This is a genomic window from Pyxidicoccus trucidator (assembly GCF_010894435.1).
Lineage (GTDB): Bacteria > Myxococcota > Myxococcia > Myxococcales > Myxococcaceae > Myxococcus > Myxococcus trucidator.
In genome coordinates this window covers 186,087-206,801 of the sequence record NZ_JAAIXZ010000004.1, presented here as the reverse complement: position 1 = coordinate 206,801, position 20,715 = coordinate 186,087, and the positions used below count along the sequence as shown (strand labels likewise).

Genomic DNA, 20,715 nt, shown 5'->3' with positions numbered 1-20,715 from the left:
ACTCTTCCATTCGAAACACGACTGACTCCAGGTCGAGGACAGCCGGGCGCGATGCGGGCGGACGAATCCGCCGTCCCCGCGCCCACGGCCATCCATGTGAAGAAAGCGACGACGAAGAGGGCCGAGGGGCCACCCCGCTCCTGGCGAGGTGGCCCCCGGCCCAGACTCCTACCGCCGGACTACAGCTCCGACACTTCCACCGGCGCCTGCAGCGAGGCAGGCGGCCTCACGCACGACGTGATCCACGTCATCTCTTCGGCCAGCGGCTCCGTCTCCACCTCGAAGACGAGGACGAGCTCGTCCGTGTCGTCGACGAGGTTCTTGGCCTCGATAGTCACTCCGTGCAGGCCCGACAGGTCGAACTCGAAGGTGGTGAAGGGCGACAGGCCGTTGCCCTTGCGCAGGCCCCGCACCTTGTCGAACCACGTCTCCGCCTGGAACGAGTCTCCGAAGGTGGGGCGCACCCACGGCGACAGCCACTTCGAGTTGAGCTGCTGGTAGACCTCTGGGCCGTCCTTCGTCACGAACGTCAGCGACTTGTCCACCGTGGCGGGCGGATACAGGAGCAGGTTGTTCATGTTCGGCGCCACGTCGTACGTGCCGGGGATGGCCAGGTACAGGCCCATGGCGCGGATGACCATGGTGCCCTCGGTGCACGGCAGGCCCTTGTGCCCGTTGTACGAGTAGAGGTCCTCCGGACGGACGGTGAAGGACACCGTCCTGCCGTTCTCGAACTGGTTCCACACCTGCGCGGAGCGGATGTCATCCGCGGTCCGGTAGTACGACTGCCAGCCCGCCGCATGCCCCGGCCGGGGGAAGCTGACGGCCACGAAGGGGTACTGCGTGGCGCCGCTGGACGGGCCGCGCAGGGGCCCCAGCGTCGTCATCACCCGCGCCACGAAGCTCTTCAGCTGCTTCGCCGTCTCCAGACGCGAGCGCGTCCAGTGGGTGGCATTCGAGGCCCCCGCCGCCCCGGGCACCACGCCGTCGGTGAGCGCGAGCAGCTCGTTCCGGGCCGTCGCGTCCGTGCGCATCGCGACCAGCACCTCCGGGTAGCGCAGCTCCAGGATGGGCATGAGGTAGCGGTTCACCACGTCCGTGACGGCCCGCGTCTTGTCGGACAGCTCCGTGCCCTCCAAATCCCGCAGCGCCCACAGCGGCAGCTGCCGGGCCAGGCGCGACTCACCCTCCTGCCGCGCCAGGTCCGCGCCGAGCGCCTTCAGCTCCAGCGACAGCAGGTGCATCTGCCGCTCCGCCGCAATCATGTCCGCCTGCCGCGCCAGCGCGGCCAGCTCATGGTCCACCCAGGCGCTGTAGAGGCCCTGCAGCTGGCTGGGCAGCTGGCTGGTTCCGCACTGGCTGCACGCGTTCTCCAGCGTCACGTACGCGCCCGAGCGGATGCTCGCCAGGGTCGTCGCGCTGACGCGCCCCTCCTTCAGCGCGTTGCGACCCTCCGCGTCCACCGCGGCCTTCGTCGTCGCCAGGGCGCCCAGCAGCTTCTCGGCGTACTGGCCAGAGCCCACGCGGCTGGCGCGGCTCACCATGAGGCTCAGCGACGCGGTGTTCAGGCCGGAGCAGCCCATCCTGTCGTTGACGACCAGGTACAGGTCCACCGCATTCACGTCCGTGCGCGCCGGGATGAGGAAGCTGTTCGCCGGGCGGTGCAGCACGTGAATCTGCTGGATGTCCTTGCGCTGGGTGCTCCCCTTCTTCATCTCCACCAGCAGGAGGCTGCCCACCGGCAGGTGCGGGAACGGCGTGCCCGGCACCCGCAGGCCCGCGGTGAAGGCCGCCGTGCTGCGCGAGTCCGAGCCCGTCGTCGTCGTTTCGCTATGGATGTCCGACCACGTGTTCGAGTGGCTGTAGCTGAGGCAAGCCTCGGCCTGGGCGTAGACCTCGACGCTGCTGCCCAGCAGGTCCGCGAAGGGGGTGCCCGCCTTCGTCTTCACGCCGATGCACACGTCCGCCGTCCCGGCGACGGTGTCGTAGCTGCCGTTCTGCTTCACATCGGCGATGGCACTGGCCTTGAAGCCGCTCGAGGTCAGCACCACGGTGAAGCCCTCCGGCCCCGTGGTGACGCCGCTGGTGGCGATGTCCGTCGGGCTGGCGTCTCCGGGAATCGTCATCCGGGCAATGGGCGAGCCCAGCGCGCAGACCGGCGCCCACTCGCCAGTGACGGTGATGTGGAGCAGGTCGCCCGCGCCCGCGCCATCCGGGATGACCTTCCCCGTGGCGGACAGCGCCGCGATGTCGTCCGTGAGCTGCGGGAAGACGCCCGTGTACTTCGCATCCGCGGCCGAGACGGACAGCGGCGTCACCGGCCCCTGGGACACGAGGTAGTCGGCAACCTGCGGGTTGCTCAGCATCTCCTGGAACGTGCGGGCGAAGTAGTCCGCGTGCCGCGCCGAGGCGATGCGCGCGTTGTGGCTCATGCCCTGGAGGTCCGTCTCCAGATTCACCACCTGCTGGAGCATCAGCTGGAGGTCCGCGGCGGTGCGCGCCGCCAGGCGGACGCCACGCATCTCCTCCAGGTACGTCTGGAGGTAGGTGGCGCGGTGCGTCTGGTACGAGTCGATGGCCGCCTGGAGGTTGCCCAGCTGCGCGTTCACCAGGCTGGCGATGACCTCCTGCGAGTCGTTGTTCATGCCCGTGTGCAGCGAGTAGCGCAGCGTCGCGTCGAAGGCGCCGAACTTCTCGTAGCTGCTCGTGCGGGCGCGGGCCTCGCGCATCAGCTCCAGCAGGCCATACGCAACAGGGGCCACGCTCTCCTGGGGCGCCGCCTCCAGCTTCAGGGGCGAGTACGTGTCCAGCCCCGCCGCGTCCTTCAGCGCGCTGGCCAGCACGTCGTGCCGCAGCCGCATCCGGGCGAAGACGGGCTTCCAGTCCGCGTCCACCAGCTGGGTGGGAGCATCCACCATGGCGCCCAGCGCCACCACGTCGTGCAGGGTGCCGAGGTACTTCCAGAGGTGGCTCACCTCGGTGGAAATCTTCCCGGCCGAGCAGCCACGGAAGCGGCAGCCCAGGTCATGCGCGTCCGAGGAGCTGTCGAGCCGCTGCTCCAGGCCGCGCAGCGCGTCGTTCACCACCAGGGTCAGCGGGGTGGACGTCATCGGCGCGGTGATGGCCGAGGACTCGGGGAAGGCCGCCTTGAGCACCTCGCGGTCCACCTTCAGGTAGGTGTCCGAGAGGGCGGGGATGCCATCCACCGACACCGGCAGGGCCGCCGGCTCGTCGCCGCCGGGCTTCATGCCAATGGGGAAGTCGGAGGTGTACGCGCCCCGCCAGAACTCGCCCAGCAGCTCACTGGTGCGCTCGTTGAGCGCCGTCGACGTCCGGTCCCCGCCGTAGAGGGGGCCACGGACCTTGCCGTACCAGCGGTCCAGGTAGCCCAGCTTGCGGCGCAGCGCCGCGGTGCGGCCCGCCTCCGTCGTCGCGTGTACCTGGGAGAGCTGCTCCTTGAGGAGCGCGGGGATGAGCTCATCATGGACCTCCCGGTACTTCTCGCGCGTGCAGGTGGTGGCCTCGGCCGTCTCAATCACGTCGATGCAGCGCTCCATCACCCGCTGCACGGTGGACGCGGGCACGTGGTCCAGCGTCATCCGCCGGCACATGGCGAAGAGGGCATTCACCTCCGAGGCCTCCGGGCACATCGCGTCCGCCACCGGGGCAATCCAGGGGTTGATGCAGTCGCCTCCCTGCTCGTTCTCGAAGTACTCGCCCAGCAGGCCCTGGCCGCCGGCCGGCGTCTTCAGCCGGTCCGCGGGAATGAGCTCCTTGGCCTGGCTGAGGCTCCACCAGGACAGCTGGGCCACGGCGCCGCCGCCCGCCTCGAAGAACTCCATGCGGAGGTCGTACTCCTGGTCCGCCACCAGCGGCACCATGATGGTCCCCAGGTTCTCGGTGGGGCCATGCGGGGTCCAGTTGTCGATGAGCAGCTTGCCGTCCACCCACAGCCGCACGCCGTCATCGCTGGTGGTGTAGAAGGTGTAGACCTCCGAGTAGCGGGGGATGACCTTCCCCGTCCAGCGCACGGAGAACTGGTCCACGGGCACCTGCACCGCGGGCGAGCCCAGGACCCAGTCGAAGCCCACCCTGGGGTCCACCCGCGACAGGACGCGGTTGCCGCCCTCGGTGTGGTCCTTGTAGACCTGCACGACGTCGGTGACCTGGGTGTCCTCGAAGTGGCCGCCCTTCAGCTCGAAGAGGACCTTGGACTTGCGCACCAGCTGCCGGCGCAGCTGCGCCTTGTCGACGTTGGTGGGGCCGGTGCCCGTGCTCTGCCAGCCCTTCACCGTCTGCAGCTGCGTCTTCAGCGCGCCGTACTTCGAGCGCACCTGCGCCTCGGTGGTGATGGGCATCTCATCCGTCGTCGTGCAGCGGGCTGCGTAGCCCGCCAGGTCCTTCGTCACCGCGAGCGGAGCGCCCGAGCCCCGAAGCTCGTTGAGCGTCAGGTTCGGCGAGGAGTAGAGGCGCACGGAGTCCAGCGTGTTGGGGAGGCTCTTTTCGTGGCACTCCCCCGGGTTCGCCGTCTGGCCATGGTCCGGGTGGCGGCACGACTCATAGATTTTGCTGGTCGTGTCGTCGCAATTGTAATCGCGGTAGCCACACAGCAGGTTCTGCGTCAGGTTGTACTCGGGGTAACCACTGAGGGTGTACGTGCACGTCGAGCTCTCATCCCACTCCGACTGGGACGGGTCGGCGTACGAGCTGACGACGGTGACTCCCGCCTCGTAGCGGTCATCCACCGCGTACTTCGCCGCGTTGGCGGCCATGCGGCAGTTCGGGGTGAAGTCGAGGAAGTGATAGGTCTCGCAGGAGACGTTGCCGTACTCGTCCGTCTCGCAGCGCTTCCCTCCCTTGAGGGTGCCACCGACAGTCGTCGTCACCGTCTTGTTGTAGCGGGAGGCGAGCCCGAAGTCGGGGTGCCGGCACGAGTAGACCTCGCGACAGGTCGTCTGGTTGTAACGCCCCGTCCAGGGACAGCTCGCGTCGGCCTTGTCGACGTAGCACGCCTTGTAGTTGCTGTACTCCCACGGCCCCTCGCACCGCACGTCCTCGCGCGGGGGCAGGCTTCCATCGGCGAGCTGTGCAACGACTTGCGGCGCGCCACAGAAGCTCTGCGTGTTCAGCTCTCCCGTGGCCTCGGCGAGCTCGGGCTCCAGCGGGGCTTCCGGCGGCGTGCCGCAGGCCGCGGCCCACAGGGACAGGACTGCTGCGAATACCAGACGTCTACTTTGCGCGAACATCCACACCTCTAGCGTTCAGGTCGAGCGCGGAGGCGCCAGACCTGTCAAATGCACACCCGGACCTCGCGGGCTGGCGCGGCGGCAGGACACACCCCGGCCGTCCTCGGCGCATTCCCGGATGCAAGGACCTGGACTGATGACACGCGTGGCGGAGCGCCCGACAGGCCGCCTTCCACGCACCACGAACATGGGTTTTTGGAGGCACTCGGCGCGCGAGCGTTACGGCAAGAGACGCGGTTCCCGCGGCTCCTCCCCGGCCCACTCAGCTCAGCGCGCTACTGCAAGGTTCTATCGGTTGAGTCCATTCGGGGCCGAGGCGGCCCCAGGCCTCGGCCCCGTGCGGGCCGTCTAACACGGCCACGCCATCAGGTAAATCAAGAAGCTTCGAAAACCCCTTTCATCCAGGCGCCAGTCGGTGGCGTCAGGGCGCCATGCGGAAGCGGCGGCGCAACGTCTGGCCAGCCCATCCCAGACACTGCGTCCCACACGGCGAGAGGCTTTGCCCGCATCATTATATAGGGCGTGGGCGAGCGCCGGCGGGCCCGGGGGAGCGGGCAGGAGCAGCACGGAGCGTGCGGCTCAGCCCTCCACGGTGACGCCGCGCCAGAAGGCCACGTGGCCGGCGATGTTGGAGGCGGCGGCCATCGGCTCCGGGTAGTACCAGGCGGCGTCCTTGTTCACCTGCCCGTTGACGACGACATCGTAGTAGCTGGCCGTCCCCTTCCACCCGCAGACGGAGTGCGTGTCGCTGGGGCGGAAGTACTCACGGCGGATGGCCTCGGCCGGGAAGTACCAGTTGCCCTCCACCTTCTCGCAGCGTGCGCTCTCGGCAATCACCACACCGTTCCACTTCGCGACAGGCATGACCGTTCTCCTTCTGGAACTCCGGGCGGCTTTAACGGCGGGCGCGAGGGGCCGCACGGGAGGAAGCACGTCCCGCCGCCCGGCCTGTCAGGCGCTCCACGGCCCGGGTGGGCCCGGGCGCGAGGAACCCGACACTACTGGCAGCAGGAGTACGTCGCGGTGACGTCCATCTCGAAGCCGTCATCCCGGTTGGGCCCCACGGGCGTGCACCGCCCATGCGTCCACACCACGTTGCAGCTTCCCGCCGGACACTGCCACTGCATGTCCTGGTTGAGATAGCTGACAGCGGTGCTGCGAGCCTCGGAGCACGTCCACCCGAAGCCCCCTTCGATGTCGCTGTAACGCGTGGTGCCGCAGGTGGTGCACGCCAACTGGGACTCGGAGGAGACCAGCCCCTCCACCCTGGACTCGTCCGCCGGGGCCGCCTCGCCGCCGCCACAGGCGGACAGGCCCAGCAGGACACTCGCGACCGCACCGCGCCACAGGAAGCTCGTCAGGTTTGTCATGTCAGGAAGGCTAGGGCCGCCTTCCAATGCCTATCAACCTGTTCCGCTCGGCCTGCGGCTTTTCCGCGCGCGAGCCCGTCTCCCGGTGACACTCTCGCGGCGGCGCCACCGGGAGGCGCTCCCCGCCGTGCCCCAGTCCGGAGCACGGCAGGCGTGTCGCTCATCCCACCTGCGCGGCGGCCTGCCGGGCCTGCGCGTCGAGGAAGGTGCCCAGGGTGGCGTTGACAAGGGCGGGCTCCTCCACGGTGGCCGAGTGGCCCCCGCGCGGCAGGCGCACCAGGCGCGAGCCGGGGATGAGCTCGTGGAGGCGCTCGGCCTTCGCGGGGACGGTGGCCACGTCCTCCTCGCCCACGACGATGAGGGTGGGCACGCGGATGCTGGGCAGCTCGTGCGCCACCCCGCGCCGCTTGATGACGCCGTTGACGGCACGCCAGATGTCCCGGCGGTTCTCCAGGAGGCGCGCGCGCCACAGGGCACGCTCCTCGGCGCGGTTCGGGTCGTTCAGGAAGCTCTTGCCGAACATGAGGCGCATCACCGGGTCCGCCACCGGCCTCACGCCGGCGAGCCGGGCAATGAGGTTGAGCAGCGTGTAGCGCGGCACGTTGGCGACGGGCTCGGGGTCGCCGGACGTCTCCATCAGCACCAGCGAGCGCAGCAGGTCCGGCCGCCGCGCGGCCAGCCGCATGCCGATGAAGCCTCCCATGGACAGGCCCACGAAGTGGCACGGCCCCGCGCCGAGCTTCTCGATGAGCGCCACCGCGTCCAGGTACAGCGTCTCCATGTCAATGACGCTCTCCGGCGGCACCGCGCTGCGGCCCTGGCCCCGGTGGTCATAGGCGATGCAGCGGTAGCGGCCGCGCAGCGCGTCCACCTGCGGGTCATACAGCCGGGTGCTCCACAGCAGGCCATGGCTGAAGACCACGGGCTGTCCGGCGCCTCCCGTGTCCTCGTAGTGCAACTCGGTTCCATTCACTGACAGCATGGGCATTGGCGGTTCCCTCCCCGCGAGGAAGGATAGGCCAGGCGGTGACGCGTTGTGGCATCCGGGGCGCTCTGTCCGTTATCCGGCAGACGTCGCGCCCATCCGGAGGGGCACGTCCCGGGGCGCTACCAGAACCCGCGGGCCTGGAGCAGCTCACCCACACGCTGGGGGGCCGCGCGCCAGGCGGTGAAGAACTCCTCGGCGGCCTCGGGGGAGAGGTCCTCCCACACCAGGAGGCCGGTGTCCTCCTCGCGGCGGCAGAGGGCGAAGGTGGAGCTCACCTGCTCGGGCGAGTCGAAGGTGAGGCTGTCGAGGAAGAGGGGGCTCTGACTGGTGAGGAAGGACTGCCGCGTCCCGAGCTCCGCGACGCAGGCGCGCAGTTGGCGGGGGTGGAGGGCATGGGCCAGCTCGTCGGCCACCACGACGGCGCGCGCATGGGCGAGGTAGTGCTGGAAGGCCACGAGGCGCTTCTGGCCGTAGCCCAGCTCCCGGGCGGAGACGCGCTGCCCGCCGGAGCCGGCGAAGACGAGCTCCAGGTGGCCGAGCGACAGCGTCTCGTACTTCCCCTGGGCCTGGGAGGGCAGCGGCGAGAGGAGCGCCTCGGCGGAGGCGAAGCCGAGCAGCCGGGCGGAGTCGCGGAGGAAGGGGATGCTCTCGGCGGGGAGGACGAACCGGGGGGAGCCCCACTGCGAGGCGGCGACCTTGCGCAGCCCGTCGAGGAGGTCCTCGGAGGCGAGCCCGGTGCCGGTGGCGAGCACGCCCTCGGCGCGGCGGGAGAGGCGCAGCTCGACCTGGTAGAGCTGGTCGAAGTAGGCGAGCCCCTCGTCGAAGCGGCCCAGGCCGGCCTGGGCCGAGACTTCGCGGGCCATGGCGAGCAGGGGCTCGACGGCGGCGGTGCCCTCGCCCGTCTTCTCCACCCAGGCGATGCCGCCGGACATGAGGACGAGCCACAGGCGACCGCCCACCTCGGGGGCGATGCGCTCGTGGACGACGTCCGAGGCGTCGTCCTGGCGGGACACTGTGACTTGCTGCCCCTCGCGGCGGATGGAGAGCGGCCACGCCATGTCCCGGGGCGCGACGGTGATGTCCATGCCGAGCTCCATGGCCTCGGAGTCCGAGGGCGCATTCCGGACGCGCACGGTGATGCGGCCGGTGTCGGAGGCCAGCGCGTATTCGAGGTCGAAGGCCTCCTGCCGGAGGGCGCTGAAGTCGGAGCTGGCGACAGCGGCCACGAGCTCCAGCAGCGTCGTCTTGCCGGTGCCGTTCTCACCCAGGAGCACGTTGAAGGAAGGGCTGAACGACAGCCGCGTCCCGGGCCGCACGGAGCGAAACTGGTGGACCTGGAGCCACTGGAGCTTGAGCATTCTCCGCGAGACTCCTCTCGGAGCGCCTCAGCGTCAACCCACGCCCCGTCGCCTTGAGCCCTCGATTCCTTTCCGGCGGGCCTCGATGTTTCGCTAGTAACTGAAAGAGCGCCGGACCCCATGCCCATCCCGGTGAATGTCTACGTCCCGCAGCTGGCCATCGTCGGAAACGCCCGGCTCCGGGGGCTGGAGCTGCGAGCCCTGGTGATTGACGAGCCCGGGGCCGGGGCGTTCGGCCGGAGCCCTGACGTCTTCCGGGGCTTCGAGTGGGAGGGCGACTTCGAGCCGTCCTTCGTCACGGTGGAGGAGACGCGGCGGTTCGCCATTCCGTCTAGAGACGCCGGGAGCGCGAGCTGCTGGAGGCGACGCGGGGCTACGTCCGGTTCCTCGAGGGCAAGGTCCCGCATGACGACTCGACGGCAGTTGCCTACGAGGCGATGGGACGCAAGGCGCTGGACCTGCTCACGGACACGGAACCCCGCTTCCGGGAGCGGCTCGCGGCGCAGCGTGAGGCGTCACTGAAGGAGCGGCGGAAGGACTACAAGCAGGGGTTCGGACAGCCCTACACGAAGGAGCTGCGCCCACGGGTGCTCGAGCTGGCGGCGGAGGGCCTCTACCCTCTGAACATGCACCATGAGCGCACCTCGGAAGACATGCTGCCGGACTACGTCCGCCACCCCGACTACATCGCGGTCGGCTCGCGCCTGGCACGCGCCGCGGCCGATGCACGCAATGCCGCGTTGAACGCCTCGGAGTGACGGCCAGAATTCTCGGAACCCGTCAGAAAAAGTCGCCGCCCTGACGCCCCCACTTCTCCAGTCCTCGGATTCGAGCCCCTCTCGCCGCATCCGTGCGTCAATCCAGATAGAAGCGACTTGAGACACGGACGACTCTTTCCGATTGGAAATGCACCGTGCGAATCCGATAGCTTGCCCCTCCCGCACTCTTCGAATAGCGCCACCCCACGACATCGTCTCTCCTGGCACCTGGGCCATAGACATCGAGTGGCTCGCCAAGCAGGCTCCTGACTTCCAGCTGCGACATCCCGACTCTGACCATTCGGAATGCTTCGTCCGAGTAACCGGGTGCATAAACGGTGTCCTCCTTCAGCGCGAGCTGGCTCAGGAACCATCCGTCATACCCATCGAGCGGCCTGAGCAGGTATATCAGACCGGCGCCAAGAACCGGAATGGCCAGGAAGATTGCGACTCGAACGGCCTTGGCCCGCCAACTGACAGCTCTCATTCAGGGCCTACGCGTCGCTCTCGGACATAGGCTGCAGGTGTTTGACAATGCGCGCGAATTCGGACCTGGCGCAGGTTGAATGTGCCCCGGCAGCCAGCAGCTCGGCATTCCCCTGCTCGTGAGACGAAATTGCCACGATGCGCCCCGGGTAGCCCACGCTCTTCAGCTCTCGAACGAGGCCATCTCTCTTCCCATCGTCCAGGTCGAAGTCGACCAACACTGCGTCGAACCGAACCTCCCTCAGCCGCTCCCGGGCAGCAGCGAGGCTTGGAACGATGAGCACCTCGTGCTCGCCCAGGATCTGCCGGCGGACAATCTCCGCGAACGTCACATGGTTCTCGACCATCAGCAGTCGCATCGGTTTCACACCGCCCTGGCAAGCGCGAGAATCCGCTCCAAGTCCACCGCCAGCTCATTCAAGCATGAGTGGCCAACCACGAAGCCCACCTCGACGCGAACCCCTGAGCTGGCATAGCGAAGGCGGAACGCAGGCCTGCCGGGCCGGCAGATGAACTCCGCCAGTGTCCCCACTTCCAAGTTCAGCCCGCTGTCGCCACCGCCGATGCCGAGCGCGAATCCCTCTTCCCCCTTGAGACCGCCGCTCAACCAGCGGCCCAACGCCTCCACCAGGGCTTCGACACCTTCCAGCTCCGTAATGAATGGCCTCAGCCCTTCATATTGTCGCCGTCGATCTCTTCCAGCGCACGACGCAACAATTCGGACTCACGAACAATGCACGTCCGGTTGTATGCCAACAATACAAATAACGTCGCACCCAAGATCAAGACCGCCACAATCTTCAACAAGATGCCGGGCATCAAGCTGAGCGCGCATAGGAGGGCCCCTGCAGCACCAAAAACATACCCAAAGAGGGCTCGCGCCGTAAGACTCGTCACCAAGCGCACTTCGCGCTCCGAGACAAGAATGATCGCAGACTTCACGTTGAGCCAGGTAAAGGAGAATGAATACGGAAGGCTCTGCTTACGCTTAACAATCGCCCCGTTCTTCCTTCTCACCCCAAAGTATGGACGCTCGCTGTTCTCGCCCGCCGGCAGCACACTCAGACCAATGGGTCCGATCCACTCAACAAGCCGGTCCATACAACGCTCTGTGTGCATCCTCGTCCTGACAGATGCCGACATCCCCAAGCCCATAAGCGGGCCTCGCGCATCACGTGTCATGGCCGCACCACCTTGGAGCCAAGAGCTCCGGGGATCGCTCAGGATCAATCGGGCACACACCGAAATCCAACAAGTCCATGCGACTCGTTTCTACACACCATTCCACGGTCACAGTAGAAATCACCCTGCTCATTCTGTCGACATGGAATCTCGCAAGTCCTTGGGTCGTCATCCTCAATTGTAACGTTGTCCGTGCAAACCCTTCCCTCAGGGCAATCCGAATCAACACGACACAGCAGTCGCCCGTCCTCACCCCGTCGCTGTCCACCACTTGCGCACGCGAGAGACGCCGCCACCTCAAGCACAACCGAAAACAACATCAAGCGCATCACCAATGACCATCCGGTGAGGAAGGCCCTGAAGAGCACTCTCATCCACCTGCCTTACGAACAACCTCACACCTGGAGCCTGTCCAACCCCACACATTGACCCCTTTGTCGGTCCTGTCAATCTGAATAAGTCCACCATCGCTCCGCTCACTGGAGTCCGGCCCCTCCGCGACGATGTCGACATAATTTCCACTTTGAATCTCTTCGACATCTCCCCAAGGCTCAAGCGTTAGCGTCATTGCATGGGTCAACACATTCCGCACACGAATCTTCACACCAATCATGATCACACCTCGCTAGGGTACACGCCCACGGTTTCTGAGCACTTCCAGTATCTTATCAAAAAATCACGTCGTGGACCCGCTGAAGGGTTGCTTCGATTCTTGTTGGCCTCATACTCATAGAAGCCTCGCCAATCCTCAGCCATCACCTCATCGACCCCGAGATTGTCTAACTCCTCCAGAGACGGAGGGTTTCCAACTGCCGGGCTGGGTTGTCCCGCGCGTCCCGTCGGCCAACCAAGAGCTTCGCCAAATTCTGGCGGGGTCATTCCTTCAGGCGTAAGCGGAACCGGCAGTTTGCCAGTTTTTTGGCCATTAGAGCTATCTGCCGGTTCGGCTGCCGGAGCCCCAGGCTCCGCCTTACTCTCATTCATATGCGCGGTAATCTTTGCCGCGACATAGGCGGTTGCAGAGACCCTGGCGGGCGGGTGGAGCCCCTCACGAGAGTCCTGGGAAGGAACAGGGGCACTCCTGTGCAAGGGACTGACCACTCACGGGACACCGTGGGGCCATGCGCCTTCCTCGTGGCCTCACCGCGAGCTTCGACGCCCGGGTCCAGCATGGGAGACCCACAGTCCCGCGAATGGATGGGTGCAGGGACCGGGAGCCCGGCTTGTTTCGCGACAGCCCCCCAGGCAGCATTGCACCTACAACTCCGATGCCCGCTCCTCGCCCCGCCCTGCTCATCCCCGTCGTCCTCGCCGTGTTGGGTGTCGCCGCGGGAATCACCGCCGCGCTGCGCTCCCCTCCGGAGCCCGTGCCGCCGTCCACGCCGGCCGCCACCGCGCCCGCCCCCACCGTCACGGCCAGCGCCCCCGCGAGCCCCGCCCCCGTGAAGGACGGCCACCCTCCCGCGGGCGCCTACGCCGGCTCCGCCGTCTGCGGCGAGTGTCACGAGGACGAGCACGCCGCGTGGGGCAAGGGCTGGCACTCCCGTGCGCTCTCTCCGGCCACGTCGAAGTTCGTCGTCGGAGACTTCCGCAAGACGCACTTCAAGGGTGACTCCAGCGAGGCGTGGATGCGCCGCGACGGCGAGCACCACCACATGCGCACCAGGGGTGCGGACGGGCAGCTCGCCGAGTTCCCCGTGCAGTGGGTCATCGGCGGCAAGCGCATGCAGGACCCCGTCACCACGCTGGCCGACGGCCGCTGGCAGGTGCTGCCCGTGTACTTCCACGTCACCGGCAAGGGCGAGTGGGTGGACTACTCGGAGACGAAGCAGGGCGCCCTCACGCCGGACCACCCCTTCTTCTGGACCAACTTCCGCCGCAGCGCCCAGCACGCCTGCCTGGACTGTCACGTCACCGGGCTCGACGCGCGCTATGAGCGCGCCTCACACATCTGGTCCACGAAGTTCACCGACGCCGGTGTTGCCTGCGAGAGCTGCCACGGCCCCGGTGCCCGCCACGCCGACACGCAGGAGCCGAAGGACATCGTCCAGCCGGACAAGCTGTCTCCCGAGCAGGGCCTCGCGGTGTGCGCGCAGTGCCATGGGCCGCGCCGCCCGCTCTTCCCCATCCTGGACGCCGCCCACCGCTTCCAGCCCGGCCAGCGCTACGACGACCACTACATGCCCATCGTCCTCTTCGTGGGCAACGAGCGCTCGGGGGACTACTTCACCGATGGCCGCCCGAGCACCTCCAGCTTCGAGTACCAGGCCCTCCTCCAGTCCCGCTGCCACACCCAGGGCGGCGCCACCTGCCTCACCTGCCACACCGCGCCCCACGAGCCCCACGCCGCCAACGAGGTCCGCCCGCCCAAGCCGGAGCAGACCGCGGCCCACGTCTCCGTCGGCGCCTCCACCTGCCAGCAGTGCCACGCGGACGTCTTCGCGCAGGGCCAGCGCCACACCCATCACACCGCGCGCGCCGCGCAGGACTGCCTGTCCTGTCACATGCCGCCCGTCGTCTCCGGCGTGCTCGACAAGTTCGCCGACCATGCGATGGACGTGCCCGCCCCGGACAACACCACGCGCCACGGCGTCCCCAACGCCTGCAACACCTGCCACGCCAAGGCCACCCCCGAGTCCATGTCCCAGGCGCTCACGAAGTGGTGGCCCCAGGCCGCCGGACGCCAGCAGCGCCGCCTGCGCCTCGCCGACGCGTTCGATGACAAGACGGCCGCCACCAGCCGCCCCGCGCTGGAGGCCGTGCTCGCGGACTCCACGGAGGCCCCGTCCCTGCGAGGCGCCGCCGCGAGGCTGCTGGCCCGCCGCTTCAAGCACGAGGCCGCCCCCGCCCTGCGCGCGACACTGAAGGGCACCACGGACAACTCGCTGCGCACGGACGTCATCGACGCCCTGGGCTTCACGGGCGCGCGCGCGGCCGCGGAGGACCTGGTGCCGCTGCTCGCGGATGGCTCCCTGTGGGTGCGCCAGGCCGCCGCGCTGACGCTCACGACGCTGGGCGACGCGCGGGGCCCTGCCGCGCTGGAGACCCTGGCCTCCCGGCCCGAGACTTCCGGACTGGTGCAGCCGCATCTCGTGCTCGGCCAGCTCGCCATGCGCCGCAAGGACGTGGCCACCGCCACGCGCGAGTTCGAGCGCGCGCTGGACCTCCAGCCCTACAACCCCGACGCCCTCGTGCGGCTGGCCGACCTCTACATCGTCCAGGGCCAGACGCAGCGCGGCCAGGAGCGGCTGGAAGAGGCCCTGCGCTTCGACCCGCAGAGCCGCGCCGCGAAGCAACGGCTCACCATGCTCCGCCAGGGGCGCTGAGCCGCGGACGGAATTGAGGCTCTCCCTCCACGCCCTCCCCCCAGGGCGGCGGCGTTGCATCCGCAACACTGTTTCCCTTCCTGTTCATGGCACGGGCCCTGCCGCCCGTCCCTTCATCCACTGCTGAGCAGCGGGCGCGCTTCATTTGTCCACCAGACGCAGGGCGGCCCTCCGGGACGTGGTCCGGGTAGGGCCTGCCTCGTACCTCTGTGCGCGCCCCCATGAATGCCCTGCTGCTCGCAGCCCTGCTCTCGCACTCCGGCTTCCTGCCCGGCCTGCTGCTCGCACAGGCAGCGCCCGGCGCCGTGCAGCAGCCGATACCCGACGCTCCCGCACCCGCCATCGAGCCGCCCATGCAGGTCCAGGTCTCGGACCCGCTGCTGGAGCCCGTGCCGCCCGCGCCCGTGGAGGTGTCCTCGTGGCGCGAGGCGCTCGAGTTGCTGCGCCAGCGCTCCACGGACCTGCGCACCGCGCTGGCCCAGGTGGAGTCCGCCGCCGGGCTGCGGCGCATCGCGCTCGCGTCCCTGCTCCCCAGCCTCACCGGCGTGGTGTCCGTCCAATCCAACCTGCTCAACCCCGATGCGACGACCTTCCTCGGCGGGGGCGCGGGTGGCATCGGCGGAGGCACGGGCACCGGGGGAGACGGGGAGCTGCGCCCCACCTCGCCACCCTTCGTGGGCTCCCTGAGCGCGTCGGTGGCGGTGTTCAACCTCCAGGCCATCACCGCGCTGGGCACCGCGCGCGAGGCCCAGCGCACCGCCGCGCTGTCCCTGGCGGAGACGCGGCGCCAGCTCACCGGGCTGCTCGCGCAGGCGCTGGTGCAGGTGTCCGCGCAGGAGCGGCTGGCCGACGTCAACCGCGTCAACCTCCGCTCCGCGCTGGAGCGGCTGGCCCTGGCCCAGCGCCGCCTTGAATTGGGCGCGGGCACCCGGCTGGACGTGGTGCGGGTGCAGCAGGACGCGGAGAACGCCCGCGCCCTGGTGGTGACGGGTGACGAGCAACTGCGGCAGGCGCGCGAGTCGCTGGGCCTGGCGCTGGGCACTCCCGGCGCGGTGGGGCTGGCGCGCGGCGTCCAGCTCGAGACGCTGCTCCGGAGCGCGCGGCGGGACTGCCAGCGGCTGGAGGACGTGGACAGCCGGGCGGACCTCGCGGCGGCGCGCTCGCGACTCATCGTGGCCGAGCGGCAGGTGACGGAGGTGAAGGCGCAGTATGCCCCCACGCTGACGCTGGACAGCACCGCGGTGGCCCTCACGGTGGAGGACGGCTTCGCGCGGGTGCCTGCATGGAACATCGGCGCCAGCCTCGTCTTCCCCTTCTGGGAGGGCGGCGCGCGCGAGGGCCGGCTGCGGCAGACACGCGCCGAGGCGGAGATTGCACGGCAGGACGTAGTCGAACTCCAGCGCACCGTCACCGTGGCGGTGGCGCAGGCGCGGCGCGGGGTGGACGTGGCGGCGGCGTCCCGCGACATCGCCTCGCGCGAGCGCGAGCTGGCTGAGGAGAACGACCGGCTCACCCGGCGCAGCTTCGAGGTCGGCACCGGCACCAGCCTGGAGCTCATCCAGACGGCCGCGGCGCTGCGGCAGGCGGAGCTGCAGCTCGTGGTGCGCGAGTTCCGGCTGGAGCAGGCCCGAGTCGAGGCATTCCTTGCGGAGGCGGCATGCGAGTGGTGAGCACATGGGGCGCGGCGCTCGTGGCCCTGGCGCTGGCGGCGGGGTGCAAGGGCTCCGGGGCGGAGGACGGCCCCCAGGGTGGACAGGGGGCCGCGGGCCGGGCCATGCCCGTGCAGGTGCAGCCGCTGGAGCCGGGCCCGGTGCGAGACACCGGCGAGTACGTGGCCGCGCTCATCTCCCGCCGCAGCATCACCGTCTACCCGCAGGTCGCCGGCTACGTGCAGCAGATTCCCCTCCGGCCCGGCGCGCGGGTGAAGCAGGGCGACGTGCTGCTGGTGGTGGACCCCCGGCGCGAGCGCGCGGGGCTGCGCGCCACCCAGGCCCAGCAGGCCGCCGCGGTGGCCCAGCGACAGTTCGCCCAGAGCACCCGCAAGCGCAGCGAGCAGCTCCTCAAGGAAGGGCTGCTGAGCCGCCAGGACTATGACCAGACGGTGGCCCAGGCGGAGCAGGCCGAGGCCAGCGCGCGCGCCATCGAAGCCCAGGTCCAGTCCCAGGAGGTGCAGCTCGGCTTCTACAAGGTGAACGCACCCTTCGCGGGCGTGGTGGGCAACTACCCGGTGAAGGTGGGCGACTTCGTCACGCCGCAGACGGCGCTCACCCAATTGGACCAGAGCCGCGCGCTGGAGGTGTCCGTGGGGCTGCCGGTGGAGCGTGTCCGGGACCTCCAGGTCGGCACCACGCCGGTGGAGGTGCTGGACGCGGACGGCGAGGTGGTGGTGTCCGCCCCCGTCTTCTTCATCGCGCCGACGCCCTCGGCCGCCACCCAGCTCGTCGAGGTGAAGGCCGCCTTCGAGAACACGGTGGGCCTGCGGGCCGGGCAGCTCGTGCGCGCACGCGTGGTGTACGACACACGCGAGGCCCTGCAGGTCCCCACCTTCGCGGTGACGCGCATCAGCAGCCAGTCCTTCGTCTACGTGGTGGGCCAGTCCGACGGAGGCACGGTGGCGCAGCGCGCTCCGGTGAAGGTGGGACAGGTCTCCGGCAACAACTACGAGGTGACGGGCGGCCTGGACGCGGGCACCCAGGTGGTGGTCAGCGGCATCCAGCTCCTGCGCGACGGCCAGCCGATTCAACCCACCCCCGCGAAGACGGCGCAGGGCGCCCCTCCGGGCGTAGGCGGCAGCGGGCCCGGACAACCCCAGGGCTCGGACGGCGGCACGACTCCGGCGCAGTGAGGAGAAGGCATGTTCACGGACTTCTTCATCCGCCGCCCCGTCTTCTCCAGCGTGGTGTCCATCATCATCACGCTGGTGGGGGCCATCTCCATCCCCTCGCTCGCCGTCGAGCAGTACCCGGACCTGTCGCTGCCCGTGGTGCAGGTGTCGGCGACCTACATCGGCGCGTCCGCGGAGACGGTGGAGAGCGCCGTCACCACGGTGCTGGAGCGCCAGCTCAACGGCGTGCAGGGGATGCGCTACATCTCCTCCACCAGCAGCAACACCGGGCAGGCCAACATCAACGTCACCTTCGACCCGGGGCGGGACCTGGACCTCGCCGCGGTGGACGTGCAGAACCGGGTGTCCACCGCGTCCGCGCAGCTGCCCGCCGAGGTGAACGCGCTGGGCATCACCGTCAACAAGTCGCAGACGCAGCTGCTCATGGCCTTCGGCCTGTTCGACCAGGAGGGCCGCTACGACGTCGGCTTCCTGAGCAACTACGCGGACGTCTTCATCCGGGACGCGCTGCTGCGCGTGAGCGGCGTGGGCGACGTGCGCATCTTCGGCGAGCGGCGCTTCGCCATGCGCCTGTGGCTGGACCCCACGGAGCTGGCGCGCCGGGGCCTGGCCGCGACGGACGTGGTGAACGCGCTGCGCACGCAGAACGTGCAGGTGGGCGCGGGCCAGGTGGGCCAGCAGCCCGCCCCGCCAGGACAGACGTTCCAGTTCACCGTGCGCGTGCAGGGGCAGCTCACCACGGCGGAGCAGTTCGGGAACATCGTCGTGCAGCGCGGGCAGGACGGCTCACTGGTGCGAATCAAGGACGTGGGCCGCGCGGAGCTGGGGGCGGAGAACTACGGGCAGCTGCTGCGCTTCAACGGCCGCGACGCGGTGGGCCTGGGCATCTTCCAGCTCCCCGGCTCCAACGCGCTGGAGGTACGCGACGGCGTGGTGGCGGAGCTGGAGCGACTCAAGGCCAGCTTCCCACCGGGCATGACGTACGAGCGCGCCTTCGACACCACGGCGGCGGTGGAGGCGTCCATTGAAGAGGTCCTCGTCACGCTGGGAGAGGCCATCCTCCTGGTGGTGCTCGTCGTCTTCATCTTCCTGCACGGCTGGCGCAGCGTGCTGGTGGTGGCCACCACGCTGCCGGTGTCGCTGGTGGGCACCTTCCTCTTCGTCAGCGCCTTCGGCTTCTCCATCAACACGCTGACGCTGTTCGGCCTCACGCTGGCCACCGGCCTCGTGGTGGACGACGCCATCATCGTCATCGAGAACGTCGAGCGCACCATGGAGCATGACAACGTGGACGCTCGCGAGGCCACGCACCGGGGCATGAAGCAGGTGGCCGGCGCGCTGGTGGCGATTGCCCTCGTGCTGTCCGCGGTGTTCGTCCCGGTGTCCTTCTTCCCCGGCACCACGGGCATCATCTACCGGCAGTTCGCGCTCACCCTCGCCTTCTCCATCTGCCTGTCCGCGCTGGTGGCCCTCACGCTGTCCCCTGCCCTGTGCGCGCTGCTCCTCAAGCCGCACGAGGGCCAGAAGTGGAAGGTGTTCCGCCTGTTCGACCGGGCGCTGGACAGGTTCCGCGACGCGTACGGGCGGCTGCTCGTCCGGCTCACCGGGCCGCTGAAGTGGCCCGTCACCATCGCCTTCGTGGTGTGCCTCGTTGGCACCCTCGTCGTCTACCGGCTCACGCCCGCCGGCTTCATCCCAGGCGAGGACCAGGGCTACCTCATCGTCGCCGTGCAGGGCCCGGAAGGCACCTCGCTGGACTACACACGTCAGGTGCTCCTCCAGGCGGAGGACGTGCTGCGCCAGCAGCCGGAGGTGGCGGACATCTTCACCGTGGGCGGCTTCTCGCTGCTGGGCACCGGCGCCAACTACGGCACCCTCTTCGTCAACCTGCGCCCGTGGGACGAGCGCGAGGAGCAGGAGCAGAGCGTGGCCGGCATCGTGGAGCGACTGCGCGGCCCGCTGATTGGCATTGGCGGCGCGCGGGTGCTGCCCTTCGAGCCCCCCGCCATCCGCGGCGTGGGCAGCGTGGGCGGCTTCGAGTTCGTCCTCGAGGACCAGCAGGGCGGTCGCTCGCTGGCGGAATTGGCGCAGACGACGGAGGCCCTGGTGTCGCGCGCCAGCCAGGACCCGGGGCTGCGGGGCGTCTTCTCCTCCTTCACCGCCAACACGCCGCTGCTGGACGTGGAGGTGGACCGCGAGAAGGCGCTGGCGCTGGGCGTGCCGCTGGACGCGGTGTTCTCCACGATGCAGGTCTACCTGGGCAGCCAGTACGTCAATGACTTCACCTTCGCCAGCCGCGTGTACCGCGTCTACGTGCAGGCGGCCGTCCCGTTCCGCAACGAGCCGAAGGACATCGACGCGCTCTACGTGCGCTCGTCGGCCGGGCAGATGGTGCCGCTGGAGTCCCTGGTGAAGGTGCGGCCGATTACCAGCGCGCAGAACATCCAGCACTACAACCTCTATCGCTCCGCGGGGCTGAATGGACAGGCGGCGCCAGGCTCCAGCACCGGGCAGGCGCTGGACGCCATGGAGCGGGTGGCCCGCGAGTCCCTGCCGGCGGGCTACACCTTCGAGTGGACGGGCCTGTCCCAGGAGCAGAAGCAGGCCGGCAGCAGCGTGCTGCTCATCTTCGGCCTGGGCATCATCTTCGTGTTCCTCGTGCTGTCGGCGCAGTACGAGAGCTTCACCCTGCCCGCCGTCATCCTCCTGGGCGTGCCGGTGGCCATGCTGGGCGCGCTGGGCCTGCAAAATTTGCGCGGCCTGCAGAACGACGTGTTCTGCCAGGTGGGACTCGTCATGCTGGTGGGCCTGTCCAGCAAGAATGCCATCCTCATCGTCGAGTTCGCCGAGCAGCTCCGCCAGGAAGGACGCAGCGTGGTGGAGGCCGCCATCCACTCCGCGCAGACGCGCCTGCGCCCCATCCTCATGACTTCCTTCGCCTTTCTCATGGGCGTGGTGCCGCTGGTGCTGGCCACTGGCGCGGGCGCCTCCGCGCGCAAGTCATTGGGCACCACTGTCTTCGGGGGCATGCTGCTGTCCACCTTTGTCAACCTCATCTTCATCCCCGTGCTGTATGTGCTGGTGAAGGGCTTGCGCACACGCTCAACACCTCCCACCACCCCGCCCGAGCCGCAGTCCGCGTGAAACACGGAAACC

At 68.9% G+C, this 20,715-nt stretch carries 14 protein-coding genes; 5 read left to right on the top strand and 9 right to left on the bottom strand.

Features of this window, described 5'->3' with window-relative positions:
• Nucleotides 1-179 precede the first annotated feature (179 nt).
• From G4D85_RS14190 to G4D85_RS14170, 5 genes are all read right to left on the bottom strand, one after another.
• Nucleotides 180-5,246 (bottom strand): PA14 domain-containing protein, encoded by a 5,067-nt coding sequence (locus tag G4D85_RS14190; RefSeq protein ID WP_164012120.1) that lies wholly within the window; start codon nucleotides 5,244-5,246, stop codon nucleotides 180-182.
• Between the two features lie 579 nt (nucleotides 5,247-5,825).
• Nucleotides 5,826-6,110 carry a DUF427 domain-containing protein gene (locus G4D85_RS14185; RefSeq protein ID WP_164012117.1) on the bottom strand — a complete coding sequence of 95 codons (285 nt, stop codon included), beginning with the start codon at nucleotides 6,108-6,110 and terminating at the stop codon, nucleotides 5,826-5,828.
• Between the two features lie 134 nt (nucleotides 6,111-6,244).
• Nucleotides 6,245-6,616 (bottom strand): hypothetical protein, encoded by a 372-nt coding sequence (locus tag G4D85_RS14180; RefSeq protein ID WP_164012115.1) that lies wholly within the window; start codon nucleotides 6,614-6,616, stop codon nucleotides 6,245-6,247.
• Between the two features lie 160 nt (nucleotides 6,617-6,776).
• Entirely contained in the window at nucleotides 6,777-7,604 is an 828-nt protein-coding gene (locus tag G4D85_RS14175; RefSeq protein WP_164012114.1) for an alpha/beta fold hydrolase, read from the bottom strand.
• A gap of 119 nt (nucleotides 7,605-7,723) precedes the next feature.
• A complete protein-coding gene (locus tag G4D85_RS14170; protein ID WP_164012113.1) occupies nucleotides 7,724-8,962 on the bottom strand; it encodes an AAA family ATPase in 1,239 nt (412 codons plus the stop codon).
• A gap of 437 nt (nucleotides 8,963-9,399) precedes the next feature.
• Here G4D85_RS14170 and G4D85_RS14165 point away from each other — a divergent pair, with 437 nt between their 5' ends.
• Nucleotides 9,400-9,720, top strand: coding sequence for a hypothetical protein (locus tag G4D85_RS14165; RefSeq protein WP_164012112.1), 321 nt, complete (start codon nucleotides 9,400-9,402; stop codon nucleotides 9,718-9,720).
• A gap of 494 nt (nucleotides 9,721-10,214) precedes the next feature.
• Here G4D85_RS14165 and G4D85_RS14160 read toward each other — a convergent pair whose 3' ends face one another.
• The 4 genes from G4D85_RS14160 to G4D85_RS50730 all read right to left on the bottom strand — a co-directional run bounded on the left by G4D85_RS14160 (nucleotide 10,215) and on the right by G4D85_RS50730 (nucleotide 12,372).
• The gene (locus G4D85_RS14160; RefSeq protein ID WP_164012111.1) at nucleotides 10,215-10,565 is read right to left on the bottom strand and encodes a response regulator; all 351 of its coding nucleotides are present in this window, start codon (nucleotides 10,563-10,565) and stop codon (nucleotides 10,215-10,217) included.
• A gap of 5 nt (nucleotides 10,566-10,570) precedes the next feature.
• Nucleotides 10,571-10,813, bottom strand: a complete 243-nt coding sequence (locus tag G4D85_RS14155) for a hypothetical protein (protein WP_164012110.1) — start codon at nucleotides 10,811-10,813, stop codon at nucleotides 10,571-10,573.
• A gap of 59 nt (nucleotides 10,814-10,872) precedes the next feature.
• Nucleotides 10,873-11,307, bottom strand: a complete 435-nt coding sequence (locus G4D85_RS14150) for a hypothetical protein (RefSeq protein WP_164012109.1) — start codon at nucleotides 11,305-11,307, stop codon at nucleotides 10,873-10,875.
• A 696-nt stretch (nucleotides 11,308-12,003) separates the two neighbouring features.
• Nucleotides 12,004-12,372 (bottom strand): DUF4951 domain-containing protein, encoded by a 369-nt coding sequence (locus tag G4D85_RS50730; RefSeq protein WP_420821706.1) that lies wholly within the window; start codon nucleotides 12,370-12,372, stop codon nucleotides 12,004-12,006.
• A 284-nt stretch (nucleotides 12,373-12,656) separates the two neighbouring features.
• Here G4D85_RS50730 and G4D85_RS14145 point away from each other — a divergent pair, with 284 nt between their 5' ends.
• From G4D85_RS14145 to G4D85_RS14130, 4 genes are all read left to right on the top strand, one after another.
• Nucleotides 12,657-14,714 (top strand): HEAT repeat domain-containing protein, encoded by a 2,058-nt coding sequence (locus G4D85_RS14145; protein WP_164012108.1) that lies wholly within the window; start codon nucleotides 12,657-12,659, stop codon nucleotides 14,712-14,714.
• A gap of 221 nt (nucleotides 14,715-14,935) precedes the next feature.
• Nucleotides 14,936-16,384, top strand: a complete 1,449-nt coding sequence (locus tag G4D85_RS14140) for a TolC family protein (protein ID WP_164012107.1) — start codon at nucleotides 14,936-14,938, stop codon at nucleotides 16,382-16,384.
• Nucleotides 16,372-17,559: an efflux RND transporter periplasmic adaptor subunit gene (locus G4D85_RS14135; RefSeq protein WP_164012106.1), complete on the top strand. Its 1,188-nt coding sequence runs from the start codon at nucleotides 16,372-16,374 to the stop codon at nucleotides 17,557-17,559. The genes G4D85_RS14140 and G4D85_RS14135 overlap by 13 nt, the downstream gene beginning before the upstream one ends.
• Nucleotides 17,560-17,568: 9 nt before the next feature.
• Nucleotides 17,569-20,703 (top strand): efflux RND transporter permease subunit, encoded by a 3,135-nt coding sequence (locus G4D85_RS14130; RefSeq protein WP_164012104.1) that lies wholly within the window; start codon nucleotides 17,569-17,571, stop codon nucleotides 20,701-20,703.
• Nucleotides 20,704-20,715 lie beyond the last annotated feature (12 nt).